Origin of the sequence: Citrobacter telavivensis, assembly GCF_041807075.1 — a bacterium.
Classification (GTDB): Bacteria; Pseudomonadota; Gammaproteobacteria; order Enterobacterales; family Enterobacteriaceae; genus Citrobacter_A; species Citrobacter_A telavivensis.
In genome coordinates this window covers 190,699-214,702 of record NZ_JBGUBF010000004.1, presented here as the reverse complement: position 1 = coordinate 214,702, position 24,004 = coordinate 190,699, and the positions used below count along the sequence as shown (strand labels likewise).

Sequence of the window (24,004 nt, the reverse complement as noted above, 5' to 3'; positions counted from 1 at the left end):
ATTAGTTGAAGTTTATTGGTTTTTTTAGCTGAGGCGTTGAGGGCCGGCGCGAATCCCCTGCGCCTGACTGATCCAGGCGGGAACGGTGAATACGGCCTGAGGCGTAAAATGGGCATACGTTACGCACGGCGCACTTGCCGAAGGCGTACCTTCCTGAGTCAGCATCGCGCTGAGCGTATTCAGTAAGGCTAAATGATGCGCCTGAAGCGGTAACGGCTCTTCCGCAACGGGCAGCGCCTGCGGGGCCATTGCGAAAGAAAGATGACGGATGACCGTGCGAATAGCATGCTGATGCCAGTAGTCGACGGTAAAATTGGGGCGGCGGTTGCTCGTTTCCAGCAGCGCCAGCTGGCTGAAATTGACTTTAACGCGTTGCTCGTGGCTGCTTGCTGCCGCCTTTGCAGGCGTAGTCGGCTCAACGGTGCTTCCGAGCGCAGGCAGGCCAAAACTTGCCGCGACCATCCCTAATAAGAGATGCGGCCAGAAGTAGCGTCTACCTAACTGTCGCCAGCGCGTCAGTATTCCACTCACGTTATTGCCATCCCAATCGTATTATTCAAAACGTTTTTTGCGCACAAATCTTATCATTAATGCGCAGGCACTACAGCAGTATTGATGAGAAGTTGCAGGTAAAAGTGCTTAAGAAAGCAGCGTTCGCACGGCATCGCGATTCAGCACGCTAAAGAACAATACCGAATGGCGACTTTGACGACAAACAGGGCAAAAAGATGCCAAAAAAAACGACTGGCTCACCTGGCCGGAGAGAGTGCCAGATTAACCAGTCGAATTTATGCGACAACCTGTGTCGTTATGCCAGTACGGTCGAAGGCGCTTTGAAAGCCAGCGGCAGTTCTGCATCGTCCTGGAAGGTCACAAATTCCCAGGCTTCCTGTTTTGCCAGGACAGCCTGCAGCAATTTGTTATTCAATGCATGACCGGATTTATACGCGGTAAATGCACCGATAATGTTATGACCACACATGAACAGGTCGCCAATAGCGTCGAGCATTTTGTGACGAACGAATTCATCTTCAAAACGCAGGCCGTCTTCGTTCAGTACGCGATAATCGTCAACAACGATGGCACAATCGAAGCTGCCGCCCAGGCACAGGCCACGGGACTGCAGATATTCGATATCACGCATGAAACCGAAAGTACGCGCGCGGCTAATCTGGCGCATGAACGCGTCAGCAGAGAAGTTCATCGCATAGCGCTGAGTGCTGGAGTCGATCGCCGGATGGTTAAAGTCGATAGTGAAATCCAACGTAAAACCATTGTACGGTCTGAACTCAGCCCACTTGTCACCATCTTCGACACGAACGGTCTCTTTGATGCGAACAAATTTCTTGGCGCTGTTCAGTTCTTCAATACCGGCGTCAAGCAGCAGGTAGACGAACGGAGCAGCACTGCCATCCATGATCGGGATTTCCGGAGCATCAACTTCGATAACGATGTTATCGATACCCAGACCCGCCAGAGCAGCATTAAGGTGCTCTACGGTTGAAATCCGTACATCATGCTCGTTAACCAGACACGTACAGAGCATGGTATCACGCACAGATTTGGCATCGGCCGGGAAATCTACCGGTGGATTCAAGTCGGTGCGACGATAGATGACCCCGGTGTTGGCCGGCGCAGGGCGTAATGTCAGGGTGACTTTCTTGCCGGTATGCAAACCGACGCCAGTCGCCTGAACGATACGTTTAAGTGTCCTTTGTTTGATCATCGTATAATCTCGCCAAATTACCTATCCAACCGAAGTGTACTATACATTCGGTGGGCCAGTTTAGCACAAAGAGCCTCGAATCCCAAATTCCAGCCTATTCTTAATCGGCTTGCTTACGCAGGAACGCAGGGATATCCAGATAATCCGGCTCTTTCGCGGTTTGCGGCGTATTGTCGTTCACCACTTTTGCGACCGGTTTCTGCTCTTGCGTCAACGGCGCCATGCCGTGCTGCTGGTAACGATCCATCACCGGCTGCTGCACCTGTTTGTTGGTGACCAGAGTGATTTCAGGACGCTTGTCCATACCAATACCGGTTGCTACCACGGTGACACGCAGTTCGTCGTTCATATCCGGGTCCAGGGAAGTACCGATCACCACGGTCGCGTTATCCGATGCAAAAGCACGGATGGTGTTACCCACGGTTTCGAACTCATCCAGACGCAGGTCGAAGCCCGCTGTGATGTTGACCAGCACGCCACGCGCCCCAGACAGATCGATATCTTCCAGCAACGGAGAGGAGATCGCCATTTCAGCGGCTTCTTCCGCGCGGTCTTCACCACTCGCTACGCCAGAACCCATCATCGCGTAGCCCATTTCGGACATCACGGTGCGCACGTCTGCAAAGTCGACGTTCATCAGACCCGGACGGGTAATCAGTTCGGCGATACCCTGCACCGCGCCTTTCAGCACGTCGTTCGCCGCACCAAACGCGTCAAGCAGTGAGATACCGCGACCCAGCACTTTCAGCAGTTTGTCGTTCGGGATGGTGATCAGCGAGTCCACATGCTTGGACAGCTCAGTGATCCCCTGTTCCGCGAAAGCCATACGCTTTTTGCCTTCAAAATTGAAAGGCTTGGTCACAACCGCAACGGTCAGGATCCCTAAATCTTTAGCCACTTCAGCAACCACTGGCGCTGCACCGGTGCCGGTACCGCCGCCCATGCCTGCTGCGATAAACACCATGTCTGCACCGTCAAGCGCTGCACGCAGAGCTTCACGATCTTCGTCTGCTGCATTGCGACCGACTTCCGGGTTTGCACCCGCCCCCAGACCTTTGGTAATCCCGCTACCGATCTGGATAGTCTGGCCAACCGCCGTCTTTCGCAACGCCTGAGCGTCGGTATTTACCGCGAAGAATTCAACACCCTCAATGCGCTCGCGCACCATGTGTTCAACGGCATTACCGCCGCCGCCACCGACGCCGATGACTTTAATCACCGCGTCGTTGGTCAGTTCCATAGGTTCAAACATAGTTTCTCTCTCCGTTGTGCCTGTCGCCTGAGGCCGTAATTTTCGCCGGCCTCATAAAAAATTAAAACTCTTTTCGCAGCCAGCTGTTAAGACGTTTAATCCAAGAGCCAACTGAAGCCGTAACACGTTTCTCTACTTCAGCTTCGCCACTTAAATGGGACTCTTTCCCGTAGTGAAGCAGCCCCACCGCCGTTGAGTAATACGGCTCCTGAGCGTAATCCGTCAAACCGGTAATATTCAGCGGCGCACCGATACGCACTTGCGTATGGAACACGCGCTGGGCACAGGCGGCAAGACCTTCAATTTGCGCCGCGCCACCGGTCAGTACAATCCCCGCCGCCAGATGATGTTTCACACCCTGCTGGCGAAGTTGTTCCTGTAATTGCAATATCTCTTCGTTGACCAGGTTGAGCAGTTCGGTATAACGCGGCTCAATCACCTCTGCCAACGTCTGTCGTTGCAGACTGCGCGGCGGACGTCCACCCACGCTTGGCACTTCAACGCTTTCATCTTTCCCGACGATGGATCCCAGCGCGCAGCCATGGCGAACTTTAATCGCTTCGGCATCACTCGGCGGCGTGCCGAAGGCATACGCGATGTCGCTGGTGACCACATTCCCTGCATAAGGGATCACTTTGGTGTGGCGCAAAGCCCCGCCAGTATAAACGGCGATGTCCATTGTACCACCACCAATATCGACGACGCAGACGCCCAGTTCACGTTCATCTTCCGTCAATACGGAATAACTGGCCGCCAGTCCGGCAAATATCAGTTGGTCAACTTTCAGGCCACAACGTTCCACGGCTTTAACAATGTTTTTCGCCATATCGTTGTGGCAGGTGATCAAATGCACTTTTGCCTGCATACGAACACCGGAAAGACCGACAGGATTTTTGATGCCTTCCTGGTAGTCAATCGCATATTCCTGCGGGATCACGTGCAGTACACGGTGCTCATCGCGAACGCGCACTGACTTCGCGGTATGCACGACGTTTTCCACGTCTTCCTGCGTCACTTCTTCTTCCGAAATCGGCACCATGCCGATTTCATTCTGACAGCTAATATGTTTGCCCGAAAGCGCCAGGTAGACCGAGGAGATTTGGCAATCTGCCATCAGTTCTGCCTGATCAATGGCGCGCTGCACGCATTTCACCACGGATTCGAGGTCATTAACCCCGCCTTTATCCATCCCCCGTGACGGGCAACTGCCCACGCCAATGATATTGACCATACCGTCGGGCAGAACTTCCCCTACTAAAGCGGCAACCTTCGCGGTGCCAATCTCCAGTCCAACTACCAGTTTTCTGTCCGTCGCCTTGATCATTGTTGTTCTGCCTGTACCTGATTCTGTTGCTGATTAGATTCCTCAGGAGGTAAGGGAACCCACCCTACTGCCGCTCCTGAGTCATAACGCAAATCAACGTAGCTAATCCGTTTGCCATCGGTTTGCGCCTGCTGCTGTAAAACCGGGTAAAGTTCTACAAAGCGAGCCAAACGTTTCATCGTGTCGCCCCTGCCAAGATTGAGCTTAATATCGTTATTGAGCGTCAACTGCCAGGAACGACGTGCGGTCATTGCCGCTTCCTTCAGGGTAAACCTGTCCTTCGCCAGCACCTGCGACATGTCACGATACCCCTGCAACACTTCACTCGCGCTGCCTTCCGGGCCGGATAACATGGGTAAAACCTGCTTGCTGGTGCGATCGGCCGGCACGCTGAAGGCATTTCCTTCGGCGTCTACCATATGCTGATCATTCCAACGCGCAATCGGCACATATTCAACCAGATGAATCTTCAATTCATCTGGCCACTGCTTTCTGACGCTGGCCTGCTTAATCCACGGCAAGCGTTCGATCTGGCTCTGGATGATATTCACATCCTGGGTCATAAACGTGCCAGGTGCTCCCAGCGCCAGAATCGACTGGCGAATATCATCATTCTTCGTGTAATGGCGTTCACCGGTTAACACCAGCTTTGACAGCGGCAAACGCTGCGCATCTTCCATCCACCCCAACACGACCCAGCCGCTGACCAGCACGGTACACAGCACCGTCAGCAGGAAGAAAATACCTGCAAGACGCATTCCATTATTGCGACGTGAGGAAGAAGCCTCTTCTTCACTGTTTCGCGTGTTCAGCGCTGCCTGCGACATATCAGTCCGCCAACTCCAGAATTCGTACCACCAACTGCGAGAAGCTCATGCCCGCCTGACGCGCCGCCATTGGCACCAGGCTGTGGCTGGTCATCCCCGGAGAGGTATTCGCTTCCAGCAGATAAAACTGGCCATCGCTATCCTGCATGACGTCAATACGCCCCCAACCTTTACAGCCCAGGGTTGTCCACGCTTTCAGCACTAATGCCTGCAAAATAGCTTCTTGTTCACGTTCCAGACCTGCCGGGCAGAAATACTGTGTTTCATCAGACAGATACTTCGCCTCATAATCATAGAAGGTTCCAGCGGGTTGGATACGAATTGCGGGTAAAATTTCTTCACCCAGTATCGCTACCGTAAATTCCGGACCGCTGAGCCATTTCTCGATCAGAACGTCTTCATCATGCTGAAAAGCCAGCGTTAATGCATCCTGTAAAGCGTCATATTCTGACACTTTCGACATTCCCACGCTGGAGCCTTCACGGCTCGGCTTCACAATCAGCGGTAAACCCAGCGCAGAAATTTGTGTAACCTGTTCTTCGTTAAGACCTTTTTCAAACTGAGCACGCTCTAACGCGACCCACGGCGCAACGGGTAACCCCGCGCCCTGCCACAGGAACTTGCTACGCAGTTTATCCATGGAGATCGCCGATGCCATCACGCCGCTGCCGGTATAAGGCAAGCCAACCAGTTCCAGCAACCCCTGTAAGGTTCCATCTTCCCCGCCACGACCATGCAGGGCGATAAAGACTTTCTGAAAGCCCATCGACTTCAACAGCGTAACGTCGACCTCTTTCGGATCGACCGGATGCGCATCCACGCCACCTTCACGTAATCCGGCCAGCACCGCCGTACCGGAATTCAGCGACACGTCACGTTCAGCGGAGGTACCGCCCAGCAGGACCGCGATTTTATCAGCCATGTTGTTCGTCCTCCTGAATTTGCGGCTTCAATTTGATTTCAGCTAAGGAACGCGCGATTTTGCCGATATTTCCCGCGCCCTGCACCAGAATCAAATCGTTGCCGGTCAATACCGGTGCCAGCATTTGCGCAACCTGCGCCGGATCGGAAACCAGAATCGGGTCGATTTTCCCGCGACCGCGAATGGTGCGGCACAGCGAGCGGCTGTCCGCCCCCGGAATCGGCGCTTCGCCCGCCGCGTACACATCCAGCATCAGCAACGTATCAACCTGGGTCAGCACGTTGGCAAAGTCGTCATACAGGTCACGCGTACGCGTGAAACGGTGCGGCTGAAACAGCATCACCAGATTTTTGTCCGGCCAGCCCGCACGTGCAGCTTTAATTGTCGCGTCCACTTCCGTCGGGTGGTGACCGTAATCATCCACCAGCATTGCCGTACCGGCTTTGCCGTTAACCGGCTCAAGCGGGTATTCACCGAGGAAGTCGAAACGACGACCAGTACCCTGGAAGCTTTCCAGCGCGCGCAGGATCGCGTCGTCTGCAATACCTTCTTCCGTTGCCACCGCCACGGCAGCCGCCGCGTTCAGGGCATTATGGCGACCTGGCGCATTCAGCGTTACGCGCAGGTCAGGCATCCCCTGGCGCAGCAGGATGAAGTGCCCCTGCGGGCCCACCTGCTGATAATCTTCGACGCGAACATCAGCATCATCGCTAAAGCCGTACGTCGTGGTCTGACGGCCCACGCGCGGCAGTAGCTCGCGGATCACCGGGTCGTCAACGCACATCACCGCACGACCATAAAACGGCAGGTTATGCAGGAAATTAATAAACGTCTGCTTAAGATTTTCGAAGTCGCCATGGTAGGTATCCATGTGATCGGCTTCGATGTTGGTGACAATCGCCACCATCGGTTGCAGATGCAGGAACGACGCGTCGCTCTCATCCGCTTCCGCAATTAAGTAACGGCTATGGCCCAGACGCGCGTGAACACCTGCCGCTTTCACCAGACCGCCGTTAACGAAAGTCGGATCCAGCCCCGCTTCCGCGTAAATACTGGAGACCATTGCAGTAGTGGTCGTCTTACCGTGCGTCCCGGCAATCGCGATGCCGTGGCGAAAACGCATCAACTCCGCCAGCATCTCCGCACGACGGATCACCGGAATACGCGCTTCGTGCGCCGCCATAATTTCCGGGTTATCGGCAGAGATGGCGCTGGAGACCACAACCACGCTCGCATCACGCACGTTTTCCGGGCGATGGTTGAAATAAATCGTTGCCCCCAGGTTCATCAACTGCTGCGTCACCGGGTTTGGCGCTAAATCGGAACCACTGATCTGATACCCTTCATTGGCCAGAACTTCGGCAATACCGCCCATACCGGCACCACCGATGCCGACAAAGTGAATGTGCCGAACGCGACGCATTTCGGGCACGATGGAACGCAGTTTTGCCAATTGTTGTGTATTCATTCTTTACGCCATTAACTTCAATAAATTCTGCGATGCAAAAGGCACCGCCACAATTACGCCCGGGCAGCCCGGCTCACTTCAGTTGCAACACGCTCGGTGGCATCCGGAATGGATGCAGCGCGGGCACGTTCTGCCATGGTTAACAAGCTTTCTCGCGACCACCCGGACAGGGTGCTGGCGACGGCATCCACAGTAAACTGCGGCTGCTCGAGAATTTTGGCTGCGCCCGCTTTCTCCAGCGGCAACGCATTCCAGTACTGCTGTCGGTCTTTATGTTGAAATGGCACAAACAGCGCAGGTAAACCGGCGGCAGCAATTTCACTCACCGTTAATGCGCCAGAACGGCAAACCACCACGTCGGCCCACGCATAGGCGGCCGCCATGTCATCAATAAATTCCGTCACCTTATGCTGCGGTTGTCCCGCGTCGGCATAGGCTTGTTCTACGGTCTGCTGTGCGCCTTTTCCGCTCTGATGCCAGATAGTCACCGCATCGCCCAGTCTGGCGGCAACCTGCGGCAGGGTCTGATTCAGTACGCGAGCGCCCTGCGATCCCCCGACCACCAACACGCGAATCGGACCTTCACGTCCGACCAGACGCGCCTGCGGCAGCGGCAACGCCAGCACGTCGGTGCGCACCGGGTTACCGACCACTTCCGCATTCGGGAACGCGCCAGGGAACGCCTGCATGACCTTAGTGGCAATTTTCGCCAGCCATTTGTTGGTTAACCCGGCGATACCGTTTTGCTCATGCAGCACGACCGGAATCCCCAGAGACCACGCGGCCAGACCGCCGGGACCGGAAACATAACCGCCCATCCCCAGCACAACGTCGGGTTTAAAACTTTTCATGATTGCGCGCGCCTGACGCCATGCGTTGAAAATACGCAAAGGGGCAGCCAACAGCGCTTTCACGCCTTTGCCGCGCAGTCCTGAGATGCGGATGAAGTCAATGTCGATGCCATGCTTAGGGACTAAATCCGCTTCCATACGGTCAGCGGTGCCGAGCCAGCGAACTTCCCAGCCCTGGTCCATTAAATGGTGCGCGACCGCCAGCCCCGGGAACACATGTCCACCGGTACCGCCCGCCATCACCATTAACCGCTTCGCTTGACCACTCATCGTGAACCTCGTGTAAACGCCTGTGCTTTTTCCAGACGCGTTTCATAATCAATTCGCAACAAAAACATGATGGCTGTCGACATAATCAGCAAACTCGAGCCACCATAACTGATGAGCGGCAGCGTCAGACCTTTAGTTGGCAGCATGCCTGCCGCCGCGCCGACGTTCACCAGTGCCTGAAAACTAAACCAAATACCGATGGAACAGGCCAAAAATCCGGAAAAACGGTGGTCGATCTCCAGCGCTTTGCGGCCAATCGACATCGCGCGAAAAGCGACGAAGAATACCATTAAAAGCGCCAATACCACACCGATATAACCCAGTTCTTCCCCAATGATGGCGAAGATGAAGTCGGTATGCGCTTCCGGCAGATACTCCAGTTTCTGTACCGAGTTGCCCAGTCCTTGTCCCCACATTTCACCGCGCCCGAACGCCATCAGTGACTGGGTGAGCTGGTATCCGCTACCAAACGGATCTTCCCACGGGTTCCAGAACGAGGTCACGCGGCGAATACGATAAGGCTCGGCGAGGATCAGCAGCACGACCGCTGAAATTCCCATGCCGATAATGGCAATGAACTGCCACAACTTCGCCCCGGCCAGAAACAGCATCGCCAGCGTGGTCACGAATAGCACCACCACCGTACCGAGATCGGGCTGCGCCAGCAGCAGGATCGCCAGCACCAGAATCACGCCCATCGGCTTAAGGAAGCCACGCAGGTTATTACGAACTTCGTCAACCTTGCGCACCAGATAGTTAGCGAGATAGCAGAACAGCGACAGCTTGGTAAATTCCGCAGGCTGAATACGCAGAGGACCTAATGCGATCCAACGCGATGCCCCATTCACCGAACTCCCCACCACCAGGACGATCAACAGCATGATTATCGAGGCGATCAGCATCGTGGTGCTGTACTTCTGCCAGAACTCCATGGGCAGACGCAGCGTGATCATCGCCAGACAAAATGCCAGAAAAATATAGAGCGCATCGCGCTTGGCAAACAGGAACGGATCGCCCGCCAGACGTTGTCCTACCGGCATGGATGCCGACGTCACCATGACAAAACCGATCGCCGCGAGGCCTAACGTCAGCCACAGCAGCACGCGATCGTACATGATCAGACTGTCGGAATCTTTGTCTCGCGAGCCCATCACCCAGCCCTTAAGCGCCGCAAAGATCCATCCCAGGATGCCAAATCCCGGCAGGCGCGGCAGTCTCAGGCGAGGGAGAGATAAACGCATCAACCCAACTCCTTCGCCAGACGGGTAAAGACATCGCCCCGTTGCTCAAAATTCTTAAACTGGTCGAGGCTGGCACAGGCCGGTGACAACAGCACCATATCGCCTGGTTTCACACGCGGCGCCAACAGACGCATCGCCTCTTCCATGGTCTCAGTTTGCTCTGCTATCTCCGGACGCAGCGCAGCCAGCTGCGCACCATCGCGGCCAAAACAGTACAAACGCACGCGATCGCCTTCCAGATAGCGACTCAGCGAAGAGAAGTCCGCTGATTTACCATCGCCGCCCAACAGCAGATGCAGCGTACCGTCAACGTGCAGGCCGTTCAGCGCAGCTTCAGTGCTGCCGACGTTGGTCGCTTTAGAGTCGTTAATCCAGCGCACGCCGTTATGCTCCAGCGCCAACTGAAAACGATGTGCCAGACCGGTGAACGTCGTCAGCGCTTTCAGGCTGCTGGCGCGCGGTAAACCTACCGCATCCGCCAGCGCCAGCGCTGCCAGGGCGTTGGTGTAGTTATGCTGACCGGAAAGCTTCATCTCTTTCACATTCAGCACTTTCTCACCCTTCACCCGCAGCCAGGTTTCACCCTGTTGACGGTTAAGGTGATAATCACCCATGTTGACGCCAAAACTCACGCAGCGCTCATCGGCACCACGGATCGGCATCGTTAACGCATCATCGGCATTGACCACACAGACTTTCGCATTCTCGTAAACTCGCAGTTTTGCCGCGCGATACTGTTGTAAACCAAACGGATACCTGTCCATATGATCTTCGGTGACGTTCAGAATAGTGGCAGCTGCCGCCTGCAGGCTGAACGTGGTCTCTAGCTGGAAGCTGGAGAGCTCAAGGACATACAGTTCGCGTTCCGCATCCAGCAGCATCAGCGCGGGCAGCCCAATGTTGCCGCCAACGCCGACGTTCACACCGGCCGCTTTCGCCATTTCACCCACCAGCGTGGTGACGGTGCTTTTCCCGTTCGAACCGGTGATCGCGACAATCGGTGCCAGCGCTTCACGGCAGAACAGTTCGATATCACCAACGATCTCAACGCCCGCATCAGCCGCAGCGCTCAGAGACGGATGCGCGAGGGCGATACCAGGGCTTGCCACAATCAGATCCGCAGCCAGCAACCAGTCGTCGTTCAGACTGCCGACATGGCGCTCTACGGCTTCCGGTAACTTATCCAGTCCCGGTGGTGTCGCACGGGTATCCATCACTCGAGGGGTTACGCCGCGGGCGAGGAAAAAGTCCACGCAAGAGAGTCCGGTTAACCCCAGACCGATAATGACGACGTTTTTACCCTGGTAATCAGCCATGATTAACGTACCTTCAGCGTTGCCAGGCCAATCAGGACCAGCATCAGCGAAATAATCCAGAAGCGCACAATCACGCGCGGTTCCGGCCAGCCTTTCAGTTCATAGTGGTGATGAATCGGTGCCATGCGGAAGATACGTTGACCGCGCAGCTTGAAGGAGCCGACCTGCAATATGACCGACAGGGTCTCCACCACAAACACCCCGCCCATAATCACCAGCAGGAATTCCTGACGCAGCAGCACGGCGATAATGCCGAGCGCGCCGCCCAGCGCCAGCGATCCGACGTCGCCCATGAAGACCTGAGCCGGATAGGTGTTAAACCACAGAAAACCTAAGCCCGCGCCGACAATCGCCGTACAGACGATCACCAGTTCACCGGCATGGCGTAAGTAAGGAATATGCAGATAGCTGGCAAAATTCATGTTCCCGGTCGCCCACGCGACCAGCGCAAAGCCACCCGCGACGAAGACGGTTGGCATAATCGCCAGGCCATCCAGACCGTCGGTCAGGTTCACCGCGTTGCCGGTGCCGACAATCACAAAGTACGCCAGCAGAACGTAGAACAGTCCGAGTTGTGGCATGACGTCTTTGAAGAACGGCACCACCAGTTCCGTCGCTGGCGTATCTTTCCCGGCGAGATACAGTGCGAAGGCAACACCCAGCGCAATGACCGACATCCAGAAGTATTTCCAGCGTGCGATCAGGCCTTTAGTGTCTTTACGGACCACTTTTCGATAGTCATCAACGAAGCCGATAATGCCGTAGCCAATCAACACCACCAACACGCACCAGACGTACGGGTTTGACGGATAGGCCCATAGCAGAACAGAAATGACGATCGCGGTAAGGATCATGATCCCGCCCATCGTCGGCGTGCCCCGTTTGCTGAAGTGAGACTCCGGACCGTCGTTACGCACGACCTGGCCGAAGGAGAGCTTTTGCAGGCGGGCGATCATGCGCGGGCCCATCCACAATGAGATGAACAGCGCGGTCAGCAGGCTGACAATGGCGCGAAACGTCAGATAAGAAAAGACGTTAAAGCCGGAATAATATTTGACCAAATGTTCGGCCAGCCAAACTAACATGATCCTTTCTCCTGTAATGCGCGTACGACCTCTTCCATGGCGGCACTACGTGAACCCTTCACTAAAATGGTAATGATCTGTTGCTCTGCAATCAGCGCCTGCAAACGTGCGATCAGCGCGGGCTTATCCGCAAAATGTTCGCCGACGCCGCTCGCGTCGCTGATAGCCTTGCTCAGTTTCCCTGAACTCAATACGCAGTCGATGCCCGCCGCTTTCGCCGCCTCACCGACCTGCACATGACAGGCTTCGCTCTCTGCGCCCAGCTCGGCCATGTCGCCGACAACCAGCACACGGTAACCCGGCATTTCGGACAGTACCTGTACCGCAGCGGTCATTGATCCGACGTTGGCGTTATACGAATCATCGAGCAGCAGTTGGTTTTCCGCCAACTGGACAGGGAACAGACGTCCCGGTACCGCTTTTAAATTCGCCAGACCGGTTTTAATCGCATCCAGTGTCGCGCCAACGGCCATCGACAGTGCAGCCGCCGCCAGCGCGTTGGCGATATTGTGACGCCCCGGCAACGGCAGCAGTACATCAATGCTCCCGCCAGGCGTTTGCAGTAAAAACTCGGTGCCGTGTGACGTCACATGCACATTGGTCGCCGTGAAATCGCTGTTGGCGGCATTCGGTGAAAAACGCCAGACTTTACGATCGCCGATGATGCTCTGCCAGTTCAGCCAGTCATTGTTATCGGCATTCATAATGGCAATGCCGTTTTCAGGCAGGCCGGTAAAAATTTCACCTTTCGCTTTCGCCACTCCCGCCAGAGAGCCGAAGCCCTCCAGATGCGCCGCTGCCAGGTTGTTGACCAGCGCCGCTTCCGGACGTGTCAGACCGGCGGTCCAGGCAATTTCGCCCTGATGGTTAGCGCCTAATTCAATCACGGCGTAGTCGTCATCCTGGGTTAAGCGCAGCAGCGTCATCGGCACACCGATGTCGTTATTAAGGTTGCCCGCGGTATAGAGCGTGTTGCCACACTGGCTAAGGATCGCCGCCGTCATCTCTTTCACGGAGGTTTTACCGGACGAACCGGTTAATGCCACCACGCGCGCCGGAACCTGCGCGCGCACCCATGCGGCCAGTTCGCCAAAGGCCAGACGGGTGTCTTTCACAACCACCTGCGGCAAATCAATCGCCAGCGGACGGCTAACCAGCAGTGCACCCGCCCCACCCTCTTTTGCCTGAGCGGCAAAATCGTGGGCATCAAAACGCTCACCTTTGAGCGCCACAAACAGGCAGCCTGGCGTCAGCTTACGCGTATCGGTGGTAACGGCATCAAGGGACAGATCGTTCCCTTTCAGTTCGCCGCCGAGAATACCGGCAAGTTGGCTGAGCGTTACGCGAATCATGCGATGACCCCCAGCAGACGTGCCGCGGTTACACGGTCGGAATAGTCCAGACGCTGAGTCCCGACAATCTGATAATCCTCGTGGCCTTTACCTGCCACCAGCACCACATCGTTATCTTTCGCCTGCATAATGGCGTTGGTCACCGCTTCAGCACGACCTTCCATCACTTTTGCCCGACCGGCGTCCAGCATGCCTGCCAGAATGTCGTCGATAATGGCGCGTGGCTCTTCAGTACGCGGGTTGTCGTCCGTTACGACCACGATATCGGCGAACTCTTCGGCAATCGCCCCCATCAGCGGGCGCTTTCCTTTGTCGCGATCGCCGCCGCAACCAAAGACGCACCAGAGTTGTCCGGTACAGTGCAAACGCGCCGCCTGCAACGCTTTTTCCAGCGCATCAGGAGTATGGGCGTAGTCGACAACGACGGTGGTTTTACCCGGTGCGCTAAAGACCTCCATGCGCCCACAAACCGGCTGCAGACGCGCGGCGGTTTTCAGCAGGTCAGCCAGTGGATAGCCCAACGCCAGCAGCGTGGCTAGCGCCAACAGCAGATTGCTGACGTTAAACGCGCCCATCAGGCGGCTTTCAATCTCACCCTCACCCCAGCTTGAAGCAAAGCGGATGGTCGCGCCGCTGTCGTGATAATTGACCTCAACCGCTTTCAGCCAGCGGCCATGGCAGTTAGGGTTGATATGGTCTTCCATCGAAACGGCCACGGCATCCGGCAGATTCGCCAGCCAACGACGACCAACTTCATCATCCGCGTTGATAATCGCCTGTCCGCAATGGTGCGTGGAGAAAAGCAGCCATTTCGCGGCTTCGTAATGCTCCATATCACCGTGATAATCCAGATGATCGCGGCTTAAATTGGTAAACACCGAGGCGGCAAATTTCAGTGCCGCAACACGATGCTGGACCAGACCGTGGGAAGAGACTTCCATCGCGCATAAGGTCGCGCCCTGATCGACCAGTCCCGCCAGCACCTGCTGGACGTCAACGGCCGAGCCGGTGGTATTTTCCGTTGGGATCACTTTATCGAGCAGACCGTTGCCGACCGTACCCATCACTGCGCTGGTTTCGCCGAGCAGTTGGCTCCACTGCGCCAGCAATTGAGTCGTGGTGGTTTTACCGTTAGTACCGGTTACGCCGACCAGACGCATATTTTCAGATGGCTCGTGATAAAAGCGGCCCGCCAGTGCAGATAAACGTTCGTTAAGCTGGCTGAGATAGATAACCGGTACGCCGTGCATTTCACGCACTTCACCGTCGGTTGCCTCATCTTTCGCCTCTGCAATAATGGCAGCCACACCTTGCGCTATCGCCTGCGGGATATATCGACGCCCGTCCGCCTGATGACCAACCACTGCCACAAAGAGATCGCCCGACGCAGCCACACGGCTGTCGAGTGTCATCTCTCGCAGTTCTCGCGCAGGTAAACCTGTTACCCACGGAGCAAGAAGGTCGCGCAAATTACGATCTGCCACCTGTTCCCTCGCCTTGATTAATTACGAATTCACTTTTTTCGCCCGTTGCCAGCGCGTCCGGTTCGATGTTCATGGTACGCAGAACGCCGCCCATGATGGCACCAAATACCGGCGCGGAAACGGCGCCGCCGTAGTATTTACCCGCCTGCGGATCGTTGATAACAACAACCAGCGCGAAGCGCGGCTGACTCGCAGGTGCAACGCCTGCGGTATAAGCAATGTATTTGTTGATGTAGCGGCCATCAGGGCCTACTTTTTTCGCCGTACCGGTTTTAATGGCGATACGATAGCCTTTAATCGCCGCCTTCACGCCGCCGCCCCCCGGCAGCGCTACGCTTTCCATCATGTGCACAACGGTACGTACGGTCGATTCCGGGAAAATACGCTCACCGGGAACCGGGGGATCAACTTTGGTAATCGACAGCGGACGATAAACGCCATAGCTGCCAATCGTTGCGTAGACTCGCGCTAACTGTAACGGCGTTACCATTAGCCCGTAGCCGAAAGAGAAGGTGGCCCTCTCTATGTCAGACCACCGTTGTTTTTGAGGATATAAGCCACTGCGTTCTCCGACCAACCCCAAATTGGTCGCCTTTCCAAGCCCAAAACGTGAGTAAGTATCTACTAACGCTGAGGACGGCATCGCTAACGCCAGCTTAGAAACACCGACGTTACTCGACTTCTGTAAAACCCCGGTCAGGGTCAATTCGCTGTAGCGCGCCACGTCTTTAATTTCGTGGCCGTTAATTCGGTAGGGAACGGTATTGAGCACGCTGTTTTCCCGCACCACGCCACGCTGGAGCGCGGTCATTACCACCATCGGTTTGACGGTAGAACCCGGCTCAAACACGTCGGTGATGGTACGGTTACGCATGACATCTTTCTGCGTACCGCTCAGGTTGTTCGGGTTGTAGGACGGGCCGTTCGCCATTGCCAGCACTTCACCGGTATTCACATCCACCAGCACTGCGCTCCCGGATTCCGCCTTGTTAAATGCCACCGCATTATTCAGTTCGCGATACACCAGCGCCTGTAAGCGTTCGTCAATGCTCAGCGCGAGGTTATGCGCGGCCTGACTGTCGGTGGAAGAGATATCTTCAATGACGCGACCGTAGCGGTCTTTACGCACGATACGCTCACCCGGTTGACCGGTGAGCCATTTGTCAAAACTCTTCTCAACACCTTCAATCCCCTGGCTATCCACATTGGTGAAACCAATGAGGTGAGCGGTCACTTCGCCGGAAGGATAGTACCGACGGGATTCTTCGCGCAGATAAATCCCCGGCAGCTTCAGCTTTTTGATGTAATCCGCCATATCCGGGTTTAGTTGACGCGCCAGATAGATAAAGCGCCCTTTCGGGTTGGCGTTGATACGGGCAGCCAGTTGATCAAGCGGGATATTCAGCGCGGTAGAGAGCGCTCTCCAGCGATCGCCAACGCTAACGCCTCCGGCAGCATGGACTTCTTTCGGATCGGCCCAGATAGCCTTCACCGGTACGCTGACGGCCAGCGGACGCCCCGAACGGTCGGTGATCATACCGCGCGAGGTCGCCACTTCCTGTACACGCAGCGAGCGCATGTCCCCCTGACGTACCAGCATATCCGGCGCGATAATCTGCAGCCAGGCGACACGACCCAGCAGGAAACCCAGTGCCAGTAAAATGCAGCCGCACAGCAACGCAAAACGCCAACTGATAAAGTTGGCCTGTTCTTCCTGGCGTTTTGGTTTTAGCGTTTTTGCCGCTGCTTTCATGCGTCGCGTTTTTCCTTATTTTTGCACTACGATATTTTCTTGTGAGGGATCAACATGCTGCATTTGCAGCTTCTCCGTTGCGATCCGTTCCACCCGGCTATGATCGCCGAGCGCGTTCTCCTCAAGGATCAGGTTGCGCCATTCGATATCCAGCGCATCACGCTCCAGAACCAGTTGTTCACGTTGCGCGGTCAGTAACCGTGTGTGGTGTGCGGTCGTTACCACCGTCACCGCCGTAACAATGATGCAAATGAACAGGCAGAGTGGCAGCTTCCCAAATCGCAAAAGATCGTCACCGATCACGCCAGGCAAGGCATGGCGCTCGTTGCTTCCAATCGATCCCTTAACTTTGCTGAGGGCTTCTGTCACTCTGCTGATCATGCGTTCGTCCTCTCTGCAATGCGCAGAACTGAACTACGGGCACGAGGATTCTCTGCAACCTCTTCTTCACCCGGCATCAACTTGCCTAGTGCTCTTAACTCACGGCCGCCCAGTTTTTTGAGCTGCTCTTCCGTCATCGGTAATCCGGCCGGAACCTGCGGACCGCGGCTTTGCTCACGCATAAAGCGTTTCACAATGCGGTCTTCCAGCGAGTGGAAACTGATGATGGAAAGCCGCCCACCCGGGGCCAGCACGCTGAGCGAGCTTTTTAGCGCCTGCTCTATCTCCTCCAGTTCACTGTTCACCCAGATGCGCACCGCCTGGAAGGTACGGGTCGCGGGATGTTTGAATTTGTCTTTCACCGGCGTTGCCGCCGCGACCACTTCCGCCAGTTCTTTGGTGCGGGTCATGGGCTGTTCACGGTTGCGCTCAACGATGGCGCGGGCAATACGTTTCGCAAAACGCTCTTCGCCAAAGGTCTTCAGCACCCAGGCAATATCGGCTTCTTCTGCAGTTTGCAGCCACTCGGCAGCCGACTGGCCGCGAGTGGGGTCCATGCGCATATCCAACGGACCATCGCGCATGAAAGAGAAACCGCGCTCAGCGTCGTCGAGTTGCGGTGAAGAAACGCCAAGATCGAGAAGAATCCCGTCGATCTTGCCGGTCAGTTTGCGCTCGCCGACATAATCAGCCAGCGCAGAGAAAGGTCCATGAATGATGGAGAAGCGGGGATCATTGATGGTCTGGGCGACGGCGATCGCCTGCGGATCGCGATCGATGGCCAGCAGACGTCCCTCTTCGCCAAGCTGCGAGAGAATGAGACGCGAGTGACCACCGCGACCAAATGTCCCATCAATGTAGATGCCATCAGGGCGAATATTCAGGCCGTTTACGGCCTCGTCCAGCAGCACCGTGGTGTGTTTAAAATTTTCCATCATCATTATAGAGACAAGTCCTGCAGGCGCTCCGACAACGTCCCGGTCGCACTCTGCTCAGCGTCGATATCTTCCTTGACCTGTTGATACCAGGTCGTTTCATCCCACAGTTCAAACTTGTTGAACTGTCCAACCAGCATCACTTCTTTTGTCAGCCCGGCATGTTGCCGAAGGACAGGCGCAACCAGCAATCGCCCGGCGCTGTCCATCTGACATTCACTGGCATGCCCCAACAGTAAACGCTGCACGCGGCGCTCTACCGGGTTCATGCTCGACAGACGCGATAATTTTTGCTCGATAATTTCCCATTCAGGCAGGGGGTAAAGCAGCAGGCACGGGTGATGGATGTCAATGGTACAAACCATTTGACCGGTAGCACTCTCGATCAGTTGATCCCGGTAACGGGTAGGCACAGATAAGCGCCCTTTACTGTCGAGATTGACTAACGTTGCACCCCGGAACATGCCAGTCTCCCCCCTCATTACCACTTTGCCCCACAAATTCCCACTCAAAGGAGTTTACGGAGCGGAGGAAAAGCTTGTCAAGCGAGTCACAACGCTTACCTGAGTAAAAAACCCAATGTTTACGGCTAATATCAGCGTTGATTAAATTCTGTCCAACGAACGAAGCAAATTAACGTCATGAATATTTGTAAGAAAAAAATCTCAAAACTCATCACCGTTTTAAAACGAACAATTATTCTCAGGAGGGAATATAAAGTGTCAGTTTGCGACGCGAGCGGCATTTTAGGACATATTGCATCATGAATACAGTCCCTGTTTATGCCAGCTAACACCGCGCACCGACAAGCCCGCCGGGACATTCGAGCTGCGGCGACAAAAAGTGTTTGTTAATTCGGCAATTCACGACAAGCATGTAACAAAATAATACAAATCTAACCTACCGTTACGTCTCAATAACCTGAAACCGACTCTGTTTCGTTTAAATACGGATTATTTCGGTAAAGTTGAGAAAATTCTAAGGAATAATCTTAATTATGATGAGGGTATTGTGGAGAGGAACTCGTTAAGCTGCGTCAGAAAAATTGTCTTCTGACGCAGAATTCAGAAATTGACTAGCTGCGGCTCAATACGCCACGACGATAGAGATTACGTTTAATACGCGTTAAACCCGGTTTTGGTTTACGCGGTTCATCCAGACTCGCCAGGACAATTTCCAGCACGCGCTCAGCGACATCACGATGGCGCTGCGCCACCGCCAGGACCGGGCACTGCAGGAAATCCAGCAGTTCGTTGTCACCAAAGGTCGCAATCGCCAGATCGGAAGGCAGTTTACCGTCGCGACGCAGCGTTACGTCCATCACCCCCTGTAACAGGGCGAATGAGGTGGTGAACAGCGCCTGCGGCATCGGATGCGTTTCCAGCCATTTTTCAAATAGCTGCGCCGCCGCTTCGCGCTCATAACTGTTGGCATACAGGAAATTCACTTCACGCGGATCGTCTTTCCAGGCGGTACGGAAGCCCTGCTCGCGAAGGAAGCTGACGGACAACTCCGGCAGTGCGCCCAGATAGAGCACGGTGTCAGCCGGGAACTTACGCAATTCTCCGGCCAGCATTTCGGCATCGTCCTGATCGGCACCCACGACGCTGGTAAAATGCTCACGATCTAAGGCGCGATCCAGCGCCACAATTGGGAAGGAGTCATTGGCCCAGCGCTGATAGAACGGGTGTTCCGGCGGCAACGAGGTGGAGACAATGATCGCATCAACCTGACGCTGTAAAAGATGTTCAATGCAGCGCATTTCGTTATCGGGCTGATCTTCCGAACAGGCGATCAGCAGTTGATAACCACGCTGGCGCGCCTGGCGCTCAAGATAATTTGCAATACGGGTATAGCTCGTGTTCTCCAGATCCGGGATCACCAGACCAATAGAACGTGTGCGTCCAGCACGTAGCCCGGCAGCCACAGCATTCGGGTGGTAATTATGCTCACGCACCACCGCCATGACTTTTTCGACAGTCTTGTCGCTCACGCGGTATTGCTTTGCTTTTCCGTTAATTACGTAGCTTGCAGTCGTTCGCGATACACCAGCCAGCCGAGCGATTTCATCCAGTTTCACAATTGCCCCTTGCGTAAAATGTACAAACCATAACCATTGTAACGGCATGGGTTAAAATCGGTAACATCTAAGCGCAGAATAGTCACTGCGGCAACCGCTTTTATTCCGGGTTACCACGGATTTCGCAAAAAAATGCCCAACGGAAGACGTTGGGCATGTGAATTAACGAAAAGCGAAGGATTAGCGCATTATTTTGTCACCACGGGATAACCCCACCACGCCGGAACGGGCGACCTCAACGATTTTCGCGACTTCGCGCAACGTTGCCAGAAAAGCGTCCAGCTTATCGCTGGTCCCTGCCAGTTGAACGGTATAGAGATTTGGCGTGACATCAATAATCTGCCCACGAAAGATCTCCGTGTTGCGTTTCACCTCTTCCCGACCATAGCCGCTGGCCTGAATCTTCACCAGCATGATTTCGCGTTCGACGTGCGCACCGTGCCCAAGTTCGCTGACCCGCAACACATCCACCAGTTTGTGCAGTTGCTTTTCAATCTGCTCAAGCACTTTTTCGTCGCCCACCGTCTGAATGGTCATGCGAGAGAGCGTCGGATCGTCCGTCGGCGCGACGGTCAGGCTCTCAATGTTGTAACCCCGCTGCGCGAAAAGACCGATCACGCGCGACAGCGCACCGGATTCGTTCTCCAGCAGTACTGATAATATCCGGCGCATAATCAGGTCCTCTCCGTTTTACTTAACCACATTTCATCCATCCCACCGCCGCGAATCTGCATCGGGTAGACGTGTTCGCTGCCATCAACGGTGACATCGACAAACACCAGACGACCGCTTTTCACCTGCGCCAGCGCTTCACTCAATTGACTTTCCAGCTCATCAGGGCGGGAAATCTGAATGCCTACATGTCCGTAGGCCTCCGCCAGGCGAACAAAATCAGGCAGCGACTGCATATACGATTGAGAGTGGCGTCCCGAATAAATCATGTCCTGCCACTGCTTCACCATCCCCAGATAACGGTTGTTCAGGTTTAGCACCAGCACCGGCAGTTTATACTGCAGCGCGGTCGACAACTCCTGAATGTTCATCTGAATGCTACCGTCACCTGTCACACAAACCACCGTTTCCTCGGGCAGCGCCATTTTCACCCCCAGGGCCGCCGGCAGGCCAAAGCCCATCGTGCCAAGACCGCCAGAGTTGATCCAACGGCGCGGTTTATCGAAGGGGTAATAAAGAGCGGCAAACATCTGGTGTTGCCCCACATCGGAGGTCACATAAGCCTCGCCGTGGGTCAGACGCCAGATAGCCTCAATGACCGCCTGCGGTTTGATACTCTCACTGTGCGTGTCATATTTCAGGCACTGACGAGCGCGCCAGCGTTCAATCTGCTGCCACCAGTCACGGATATCATCCAGCGGTTGGTGGGCGGATTCCTGCGGCAATAACTCCAGTAACTGTTCCAGCACCTGACGCGCATCACCAACAATAGGGATATCCGCCGTCACCGTTTTAGAGATTGAAGTCGGGTCGATATCAATGTGCAGCACCGTCGCATTCGGGCAATACTTGGCCAGATTATTCGTCGTGCGATCGTCGAAACGTACCCCGACGGCAAAAATCACGTCGGCGTTATGCATCGTCATGTTGGCTTCATAAGTACCATGCATGCCCAGCATCCCGAGTGACTGACGGTGCGTAGCGGGAAATGCCCCTAGCCCCATCAGCGAAGAGACCACCGGCAGGTTGAGCGTTTCGATGGTCTGGCGCAGTTGTTCATGACAACCTGCCGTCACGGCCCCGCCGCCAACATAGACAACCGGTTTTTTGGCCGTCACCAGCGTTTGCAGGGCGCGCTTAATCTGCCCTTTATGACCCGCAGTGGTCGGGTTATACGATCGCATGCTGACCGACTCAGGCCAGGAATAAGGCAGTTTTTTGCCGGGATTGAGAATATCCTTCGGCAAATCCACGACCACGGGTCCCGGACGGCCGCTCGCCGCCAGCCAGAAGGCTTTTTTCAGCACCTGCGGAATATCTTCCGTCTGCTTAACCAGAAAACTGTGTTTCACGACCGGGCGGGATATTCCCACCATGTCGCACTCCTGAAAGGCGTCATAGCCAATCAGCGAGGTCGCGACCTGACCGGAAAGAATCACTAACGGAATAGAATCCATATACGCCGTCGCGATCCCTGTAATCGCATTGGTGGCCCCAGGACCCGAAGTCACCAGTACTACACCAACTTCCCCCGTTGCCCGCGCCAGGCCATCGGCCATATGCACGGCCGCCTGTTCATGACGAACGAGCACGTGATCGATTCCACCGACCGTATGCAACGCATCATAAATATCGAGGACTGCGCCCCCGGGATAACCGAATACCTGCTTAACGCCCTGATCAATAAGCGATCGGACGACCATTTCGGCTCCAGACAACATCTCCATGGCTTGCCTCACTGAATGACGATTAATGATGTGTAAAACACCTTAACCGCTCCCCAGGATGCAGGCAATTCAGAGAAAGGGGCAAAGACGCCGTGAAATAAGCATAAATGAGAGGAAAATGACGGAGAACCGGCGAATAAAACTAAATTTAACTCAGGTATTGATAATTAATCGGCTGAAAATGGACACATGCAGCGAATCATCAATTTTTTCGCGGACAGAAAAAAGAATGACCAACAAAATTCAGGATAAAATGCCAGTTAATGAAACAGAGGCAGGACAAACCGGATGTTTACACCCGGTTTATCTCATTCGCGTCTAACGCTTGCAGACAGAAGCTAACAACTCTTCCATCCATTGATGTCCTTTGTCCCGACCGGCAGCTTCATGCCATGAAAGATAACAGGTTCTGCTATTCAGTTTTAAAGGTAGCGGTAATATCTGTAGATCCAGAGAGGTGGTGAACTCTTCAGCTAACCAACGTGGGGCAATGGCCACCAGATGCGTTTGCGAAACAACATTAAGAACACTGATTAATGCCATCCCCTGATAGGCCACACACGCTTGTGCGTCAACCGTGTCGTACCAGGGTTGACTAAACGAGTCAAAACGATCCAGTGAAACAACAGCATGTTGTTCATTATAGATATCGCTTTCCAACAGGGGTCCGTTAATGCGCGGATGTTTACGGCTGGAGACCAGCACCATTTCGTCATTAAACAAAGGAATACTCGTAAATTCAGGACGACGAAATTCTTCATAGCTAATAACGAACTCAGTTTCCTGATAACGTAATTGGTGTTCAGTGTCCTTATTTAAGGATGACTTAAATACAACATGAATATTAGGCGCAATTTTTTCAACACGATTATAAATTAATGATGTCAGGATATTATCCAGCGGACTGCAAACGCAAAGATGAAAAATGCGTTCACTGCTGCCAGGTTCAAAGCCGGATCCGGGCAATTCGTTCTGCACTAATTGCAGAGCCTGGCGGACGGAACCAAAAAGCTGGAAAGCCCGCGCGGTAGGTTGGATCCCACGACCGTAGCGCACAAAAAGCTCATCATTGAACATCACTTTAAGACGCGCCACGGCGTTACTTACGGCTGGCTGCGACATCCCGAGGGCATGCGCGGCCCGGGTAATATTCTGCTCCTGCATTACCGCATCAAATACAGTCAATAGATTAAGATCAACCATACGAAGTTGCGGTTTATCCATCTCTAAATGATGGGGATTGGGTTTATCAACGGTTACTTCTGGCATAGTTAACTCCACTGTCACGCTTAACTCCCTTTTCTTGCCGGAATGCAGAGAAATAATCTCGGAAAATAT

The 24,004-nt window shown here is 54.6% G+C and carries 21 protein-coding genes; all 21 read right to left on the bottom strand.

Annotation, left to right across the window (positions count from 1 at the left end; genetic code table 11):
* Positions 1–24 precede the first annotated feature (24 nt).
* A complete protein-coding gene (secM, locus tag ACERJC_RS18165; protein WP_152405869.1) occupies positions 25–531 on the bottom strand; it encodes a secA translation cis-regulator SecM in 507 nt (168 codons plus the stop codon).
* A gap of 277 nt (positions 532–808) precedes the next feature.
* Positions 809–1,726 carry a UDP-3-O-acyl-N-acetylglucosamine deacetylase gene (lpxC, locus tag ACERJC_RS18160; protein WP_046475491.1) on the bottom strand — a complete coding sequence of 306 codons (918 nt, stop codon included), beginning with the start codon at positions 1,724–1,726 and terminating at the stop codon, positions 809–811.
* A gap of 100 nt (positions 1,727–1,826) precedes the next feature.
* Positions 1,827–2,978 (bottom strand): cell division protein FtsZ, encoded by a 1,152-nt coding sequence (gene ftsZ, locus ACERJC_RS18155; protein WP_004857884.1) that lies wholly within the window; start codon positions 2,976–2,978, stop codon positions 1,827–1,829.
* 61 nt (positions 2,979–3,039) lie between these two features.
* On the bottom strand, positions 3,040–4,302 hold the full coding sequence (gene ftsA, locus ACERJC_RS18150; RefSeq protein ID WP_003018755.1) for a cell division protein FtsA: 1,263 nt from the start codon (positions 4,300–4,302) through the stop codon (positions 3,040–3,042).
* Positions 4,299–5,129, bottom strand: coding sequence for a cell division protein FtsQ (gene ftsQ / locus ACERJC_RS18145; protein ID WP_373672202.1), 831 nt, complete (start codon positions 5,127–5,129; stop codon positions 4,299–4,301). The genes ftsA and ftsQ overlap by 4 nt, the downstream gene beginning before the upstream one ends.
* Before the next feature lies 1 nt (position 5,130).
* The gene (locus tag ACERJC_RS18140) at positions 5,131–6,051 is read right to left on the bottom strand and encodes a D-alanine--D-alanine ligase (protein WP_373672201.1); all 921 of its coding nucleotides are present in this window, start codon (positions 6,049–6,051) and stop codon (positions 5,131–5,133) included.
* Positions 6,044–7,519 (bottom strand): UDP-N-acetylmuramate--L-alanine ligase, encoded by a 1,476-nt coding sequence (gene murC, locus ACERJC_RS18135; RefSeq protein WP_373672200.1) that lies wholly within the window; start codon positions 7,517–7,519, stop codon positions 6,044–6,046. The genes ACERJC_RS18140 and murC overlap by 8 nt, the downstream gene beginning before the upstream one ends.
* Before the next feature lie 53 nt (positions 7,520–7,572).
* Entirely contained in the window at positions 7,573–8,640 is a 1,068-nt protein-coding gene (gene murG, locus ACERJC_RS18130) for an undecaprenyldiphospho-muramoylpentapeptide beta-N-acetylglucosaminyltransferase (protein ID WP_152405872.1), read from the bottom strand.
* Positions 8,637–9,881, bottom strand: a complete 1,245-nt coding sequence (gene ftsW / locus ACERJC_RS18125) for a cell division protein FtsW (RefSeq protein ID WP_152405873.1) — start codon at positions 9,879–9,881, stop codon at positions 8,637–8,639. The genes murG and ftsW overlap by 4 nt, the downstream gene beginning before the upstream one ends.
* Positions 9,881–11,197, bottom strand: a complete 1,317-nt coding sequence (gene murD / locus ACERJC_RS18120; protein ID WP_373672199.1) for a UDP-N-acetylmuramoyl-L-alanine--D-glutamate ligase — start codon at positions 11,195–11,197, stop codon at positions 9,881–9,883. The genes ftsW and murD overlap by 1 nt, the downstream gene beginning before the upstream one ends.
* Positions 11,198–11,199: 2 nt before the next feature.
* A complete protein-coding gene (gene mraY, locus ACERJC_RS18115) occupies positions 11,200–12,282 on the bottom strand; it encodes a phospho-N-acetylmuramoyl-pentapeptide-transferase (protein ID WP_042323857.1) in 1,083 nt (360 codons plus the stop codon).
* Positions 12,276–13,634 (bottom strand): UDP-N-acetylmuramoyl-tripeptide--D-alanyl-D-alanine ligase, encoded by a 1,359-nt coding sequence (murF, locus tag ACERJC_RS18110; protein WP_371896210.1) that lies wholly within the window; start codon positions 13,632–13,634, stop codon positions 12,276–12,278. Before murF ends, mraY begins: the two co-directional genes overlap by 7 nt.
* Positions 13,631–15,118 carry a UDP-N-acetylmuramoyl-L-alanyl-D-glutamate--2,6-diaminopimelate ligase gene (murE, locus tag ACERJC_RS18105; protein ID WP_152405876.1) on the bottom strand — a complete coding sequence of 496 codons (1,488 nt, stop codon included), beginning with the start codon at positions 15,116–15,118 and terminating at the stop codon, positions 13,631–13,633. Before murE ends, murF begins: the two co-directional genes overlap by 4 nt.
* Complete coding sequence (gene ftsI / locus ACERJC_RS18100) at positions 15,105–16,871, bottom strand: peptidoglycan glycosyltransferase FtsI (protein ID WP_373672198.1); 1,767 nt, start codon at positions 16,869–16,871, stop codon at positions 15,105–15,107. Before ftsI ends, murE begins: the two co-directional genes overlap by 14 nt.
* A 15-nt stretch (positions 16,872–16,886) precedes the next feature.
* Positions 16,887–17,252 (bottom strand): cell division protein FtsL, encoded by a 366-nt coding sequence (gene ftsL / locus ACERJC_RS18095; protein ID WP_012904474.1) that lies wholly within the window; start codon positions 17,250–17,252, stop codon positions 16,887–16,889.
* Positions 17,249–18,190 (bottom strand): 16S rRNA (cytosine(1402)-N(4))-methyltransferase RsmH, encoded by a 942-nt coding sequence (rsmH, locus tag ACERJC_RS18090; protein WP_152406397.1) that lies wholly within the window; start codon positions 18,188–18,190, stop codon positions 17,249–17,251. The genes ftsL and rsmH overlap by 4 nt, the downstream gene beginning before the upstream one ends.
* Before the next feature lie 2 nt (positions 18,191–18,192).
* Positions 18,193–18,651 (bottom strand): division/cell wall cluster transcriptional repressor MraZ, encoded by a 459-nt coding sequence (gene mraZ / locus ACERJC_RS18085; RefSeq protein ID WP_044255498.1) that lies wholly within the window; start codon positions 18,649–18,651, stop codon positions 18,193–18,195.
* 611 nt (positions 18,652–19,262) lie between these two features.
* Complete coding sequence (cra, locus tag ACERJC_RS18080; protein WP_373672197.1) at positions 19,263–20,267, bottom strand: catabolite repressor/activator; 1,005 nt, start codon at positions 20,265–20,267, stop codon at positions 19,263–19,265.
* 180 nt (positions 20,268–20,447) lie between these two features.
* On the bottom strand, positions 20,448–20,939 hold the full coding sequence (ilvN, locus tag ACERJC_RS18075) for an acetolactate synthase small subunit (protein WP_042997945.1): 492 nt from the start codon (positions 20,937–20,939) through the stop codon (positions 20,448–20,450).
* Positions 20,940–20,941: 2 nt separating this feature from the next.
* The gene (gene ilvI, locus ACERJC_RS18070; RefSeq protein WP_373672196.1) at positions 20,942–22,666 is read right to left on the bottom strand and encodes an acetolactate synthase 3 large subunit; all 1,725 of its coding nucleotides are present in this window, start codon (positions 22,664–22,666) and stop codon (positions 20,942–20,944) included.
* Positions 22,667–22,984: 318 nt separating this feature from the next.
* On the bottom strand, positions 22,985–23,935 hold the full coding sequence (leuO, locus tag ACERJC_RS18065) for a transcriptional regulator LeuO (RefSeq protein ID WP_178824789.1): 951 nt from the start codon (positions 23,933–23,935) through the stop codon (positions 22,985–22,987).
* Positions 23,936–24,004: the final 69 nt, after the last annotated feature.

Bases quoted from the DNA above. Each gene is read 5' to 3' on its own strand.
- lpxC (WP_046475491.1), bottom strand. From the start codon at position 1,726: ATGATCAAACAAAGGACACTTAAACGTATCGTTCAGGCGACTGGCGTC.
- ftsZ (WP_004857884.1), bottom strand. From the start codon at position 2,978: ATGTTTGAACCTATGGAACTGACCAACGACGCGGTGATTAAAGTCATC.
- ftsA (WP_003018755.1), bottom strand. From the start codon at position 4,302: ATGATCAAGGCGACGGACAGAAAACTGGTAGTTGGACTGGAGATTGGC.
- ftsQ (WP_373672202.1), bottom strand. From the start codon at position 5,129: ATGTCGCAGGCAGCGCTGAACACGCGAAACAGTGAAGAAGAGGCTTCT.
- ACERJC_RS18140 (WP_373672201.1), bottom strand. From the start codon at position 6,051: ATGGCTGATAAAATCGCGGTCCTGCTGGGCGGTACCTCCGCTGAACGT.
- murC (WP_373672200.1), bottom strand. From the start codon at position 7,519: ATGAATACACAACAATTGGCAAAACTGCGTTCCATCGTGCCCGAAATG.
- murG (WP_152405872.1), bottom strand. From the start codon at position 8,640: ATGAGTGGTCAAGCGAAGCGGTTAATGGTGATGGCGGGCGGTACCGGT.
- ftsW (WP_152405873.1), bottom strand. From the start codon at position 9,881: ATGCGTTTATCTCTCCCTCGCCTGAGACTGCCGCGCCTGCCGGGATTT.
- murD (WP_373672199.1), bottom strand. From the start codon at position 11,197: ATGGCTGATTACCAGGGTAAAAACGTCGTCATTATCGGTCTGGGGTTA.
- mraY (WP_042323857.1), bottom strand. From the start codon at position 12,282: ATGTTAGTTTGGCTGGCCGAACATTTGGTCAAATATTATTCCGGCTTT.
- murF (WP_371896210.1), bottom strand. From the start codon at position 13,634: ATGATTCGCGTAACGCTCAGCCAACTTGCCGGTATTCTCGGCGGCGAA.
- ftsI (WP_373672198.1), bottom strand. From the start codon at position 16,871: ATGAAAGCAGCGGCAAAAACGCTAAAACCAAAACGCCAGGAAGAACAG.
- ftsL (WP_012904474.1), bottom strand. From the start codon at position 17,252: ATGATCAGCAGAGTGACAGAAGCCCTCAGCAAAGTTAAGGGATCGATT.
- rsmH (WP_152406397.1), bottom strand. From the start codon at position 18,190: ATGATGGAAAATTTTAAACACACCACGGTGCTGCTGGACGAGGCCGTA.
- mraZ (WP_044255498.1), bottom strand. From the start codon at position 18,651: ATGTTCCGGGGTGCAACGTTAGTCAATCTCGACAGTAAAGGGCGCTTA.
- ilvN (WP_042997945.1), bottom strand. From the start codon at position 20,939: ATGCGCCGGATATTATCAGTACTGCTGGAGAACGAATCCGGTGCGCTG.
- ilvI (WP_373672196.1), bottom strand. From the start codon at position 22,666: ATGGAGATGTTGTCTGGAGCCGAAATGGTCGTCCGATCGCTTATTGAT.
- leuO (WP_178824789.1), bottom strand. From the start codon at position 23,935: ATGCCAGAAGTAACCGTTGATAAACCCAATCCCCATCATTTAGAGATG.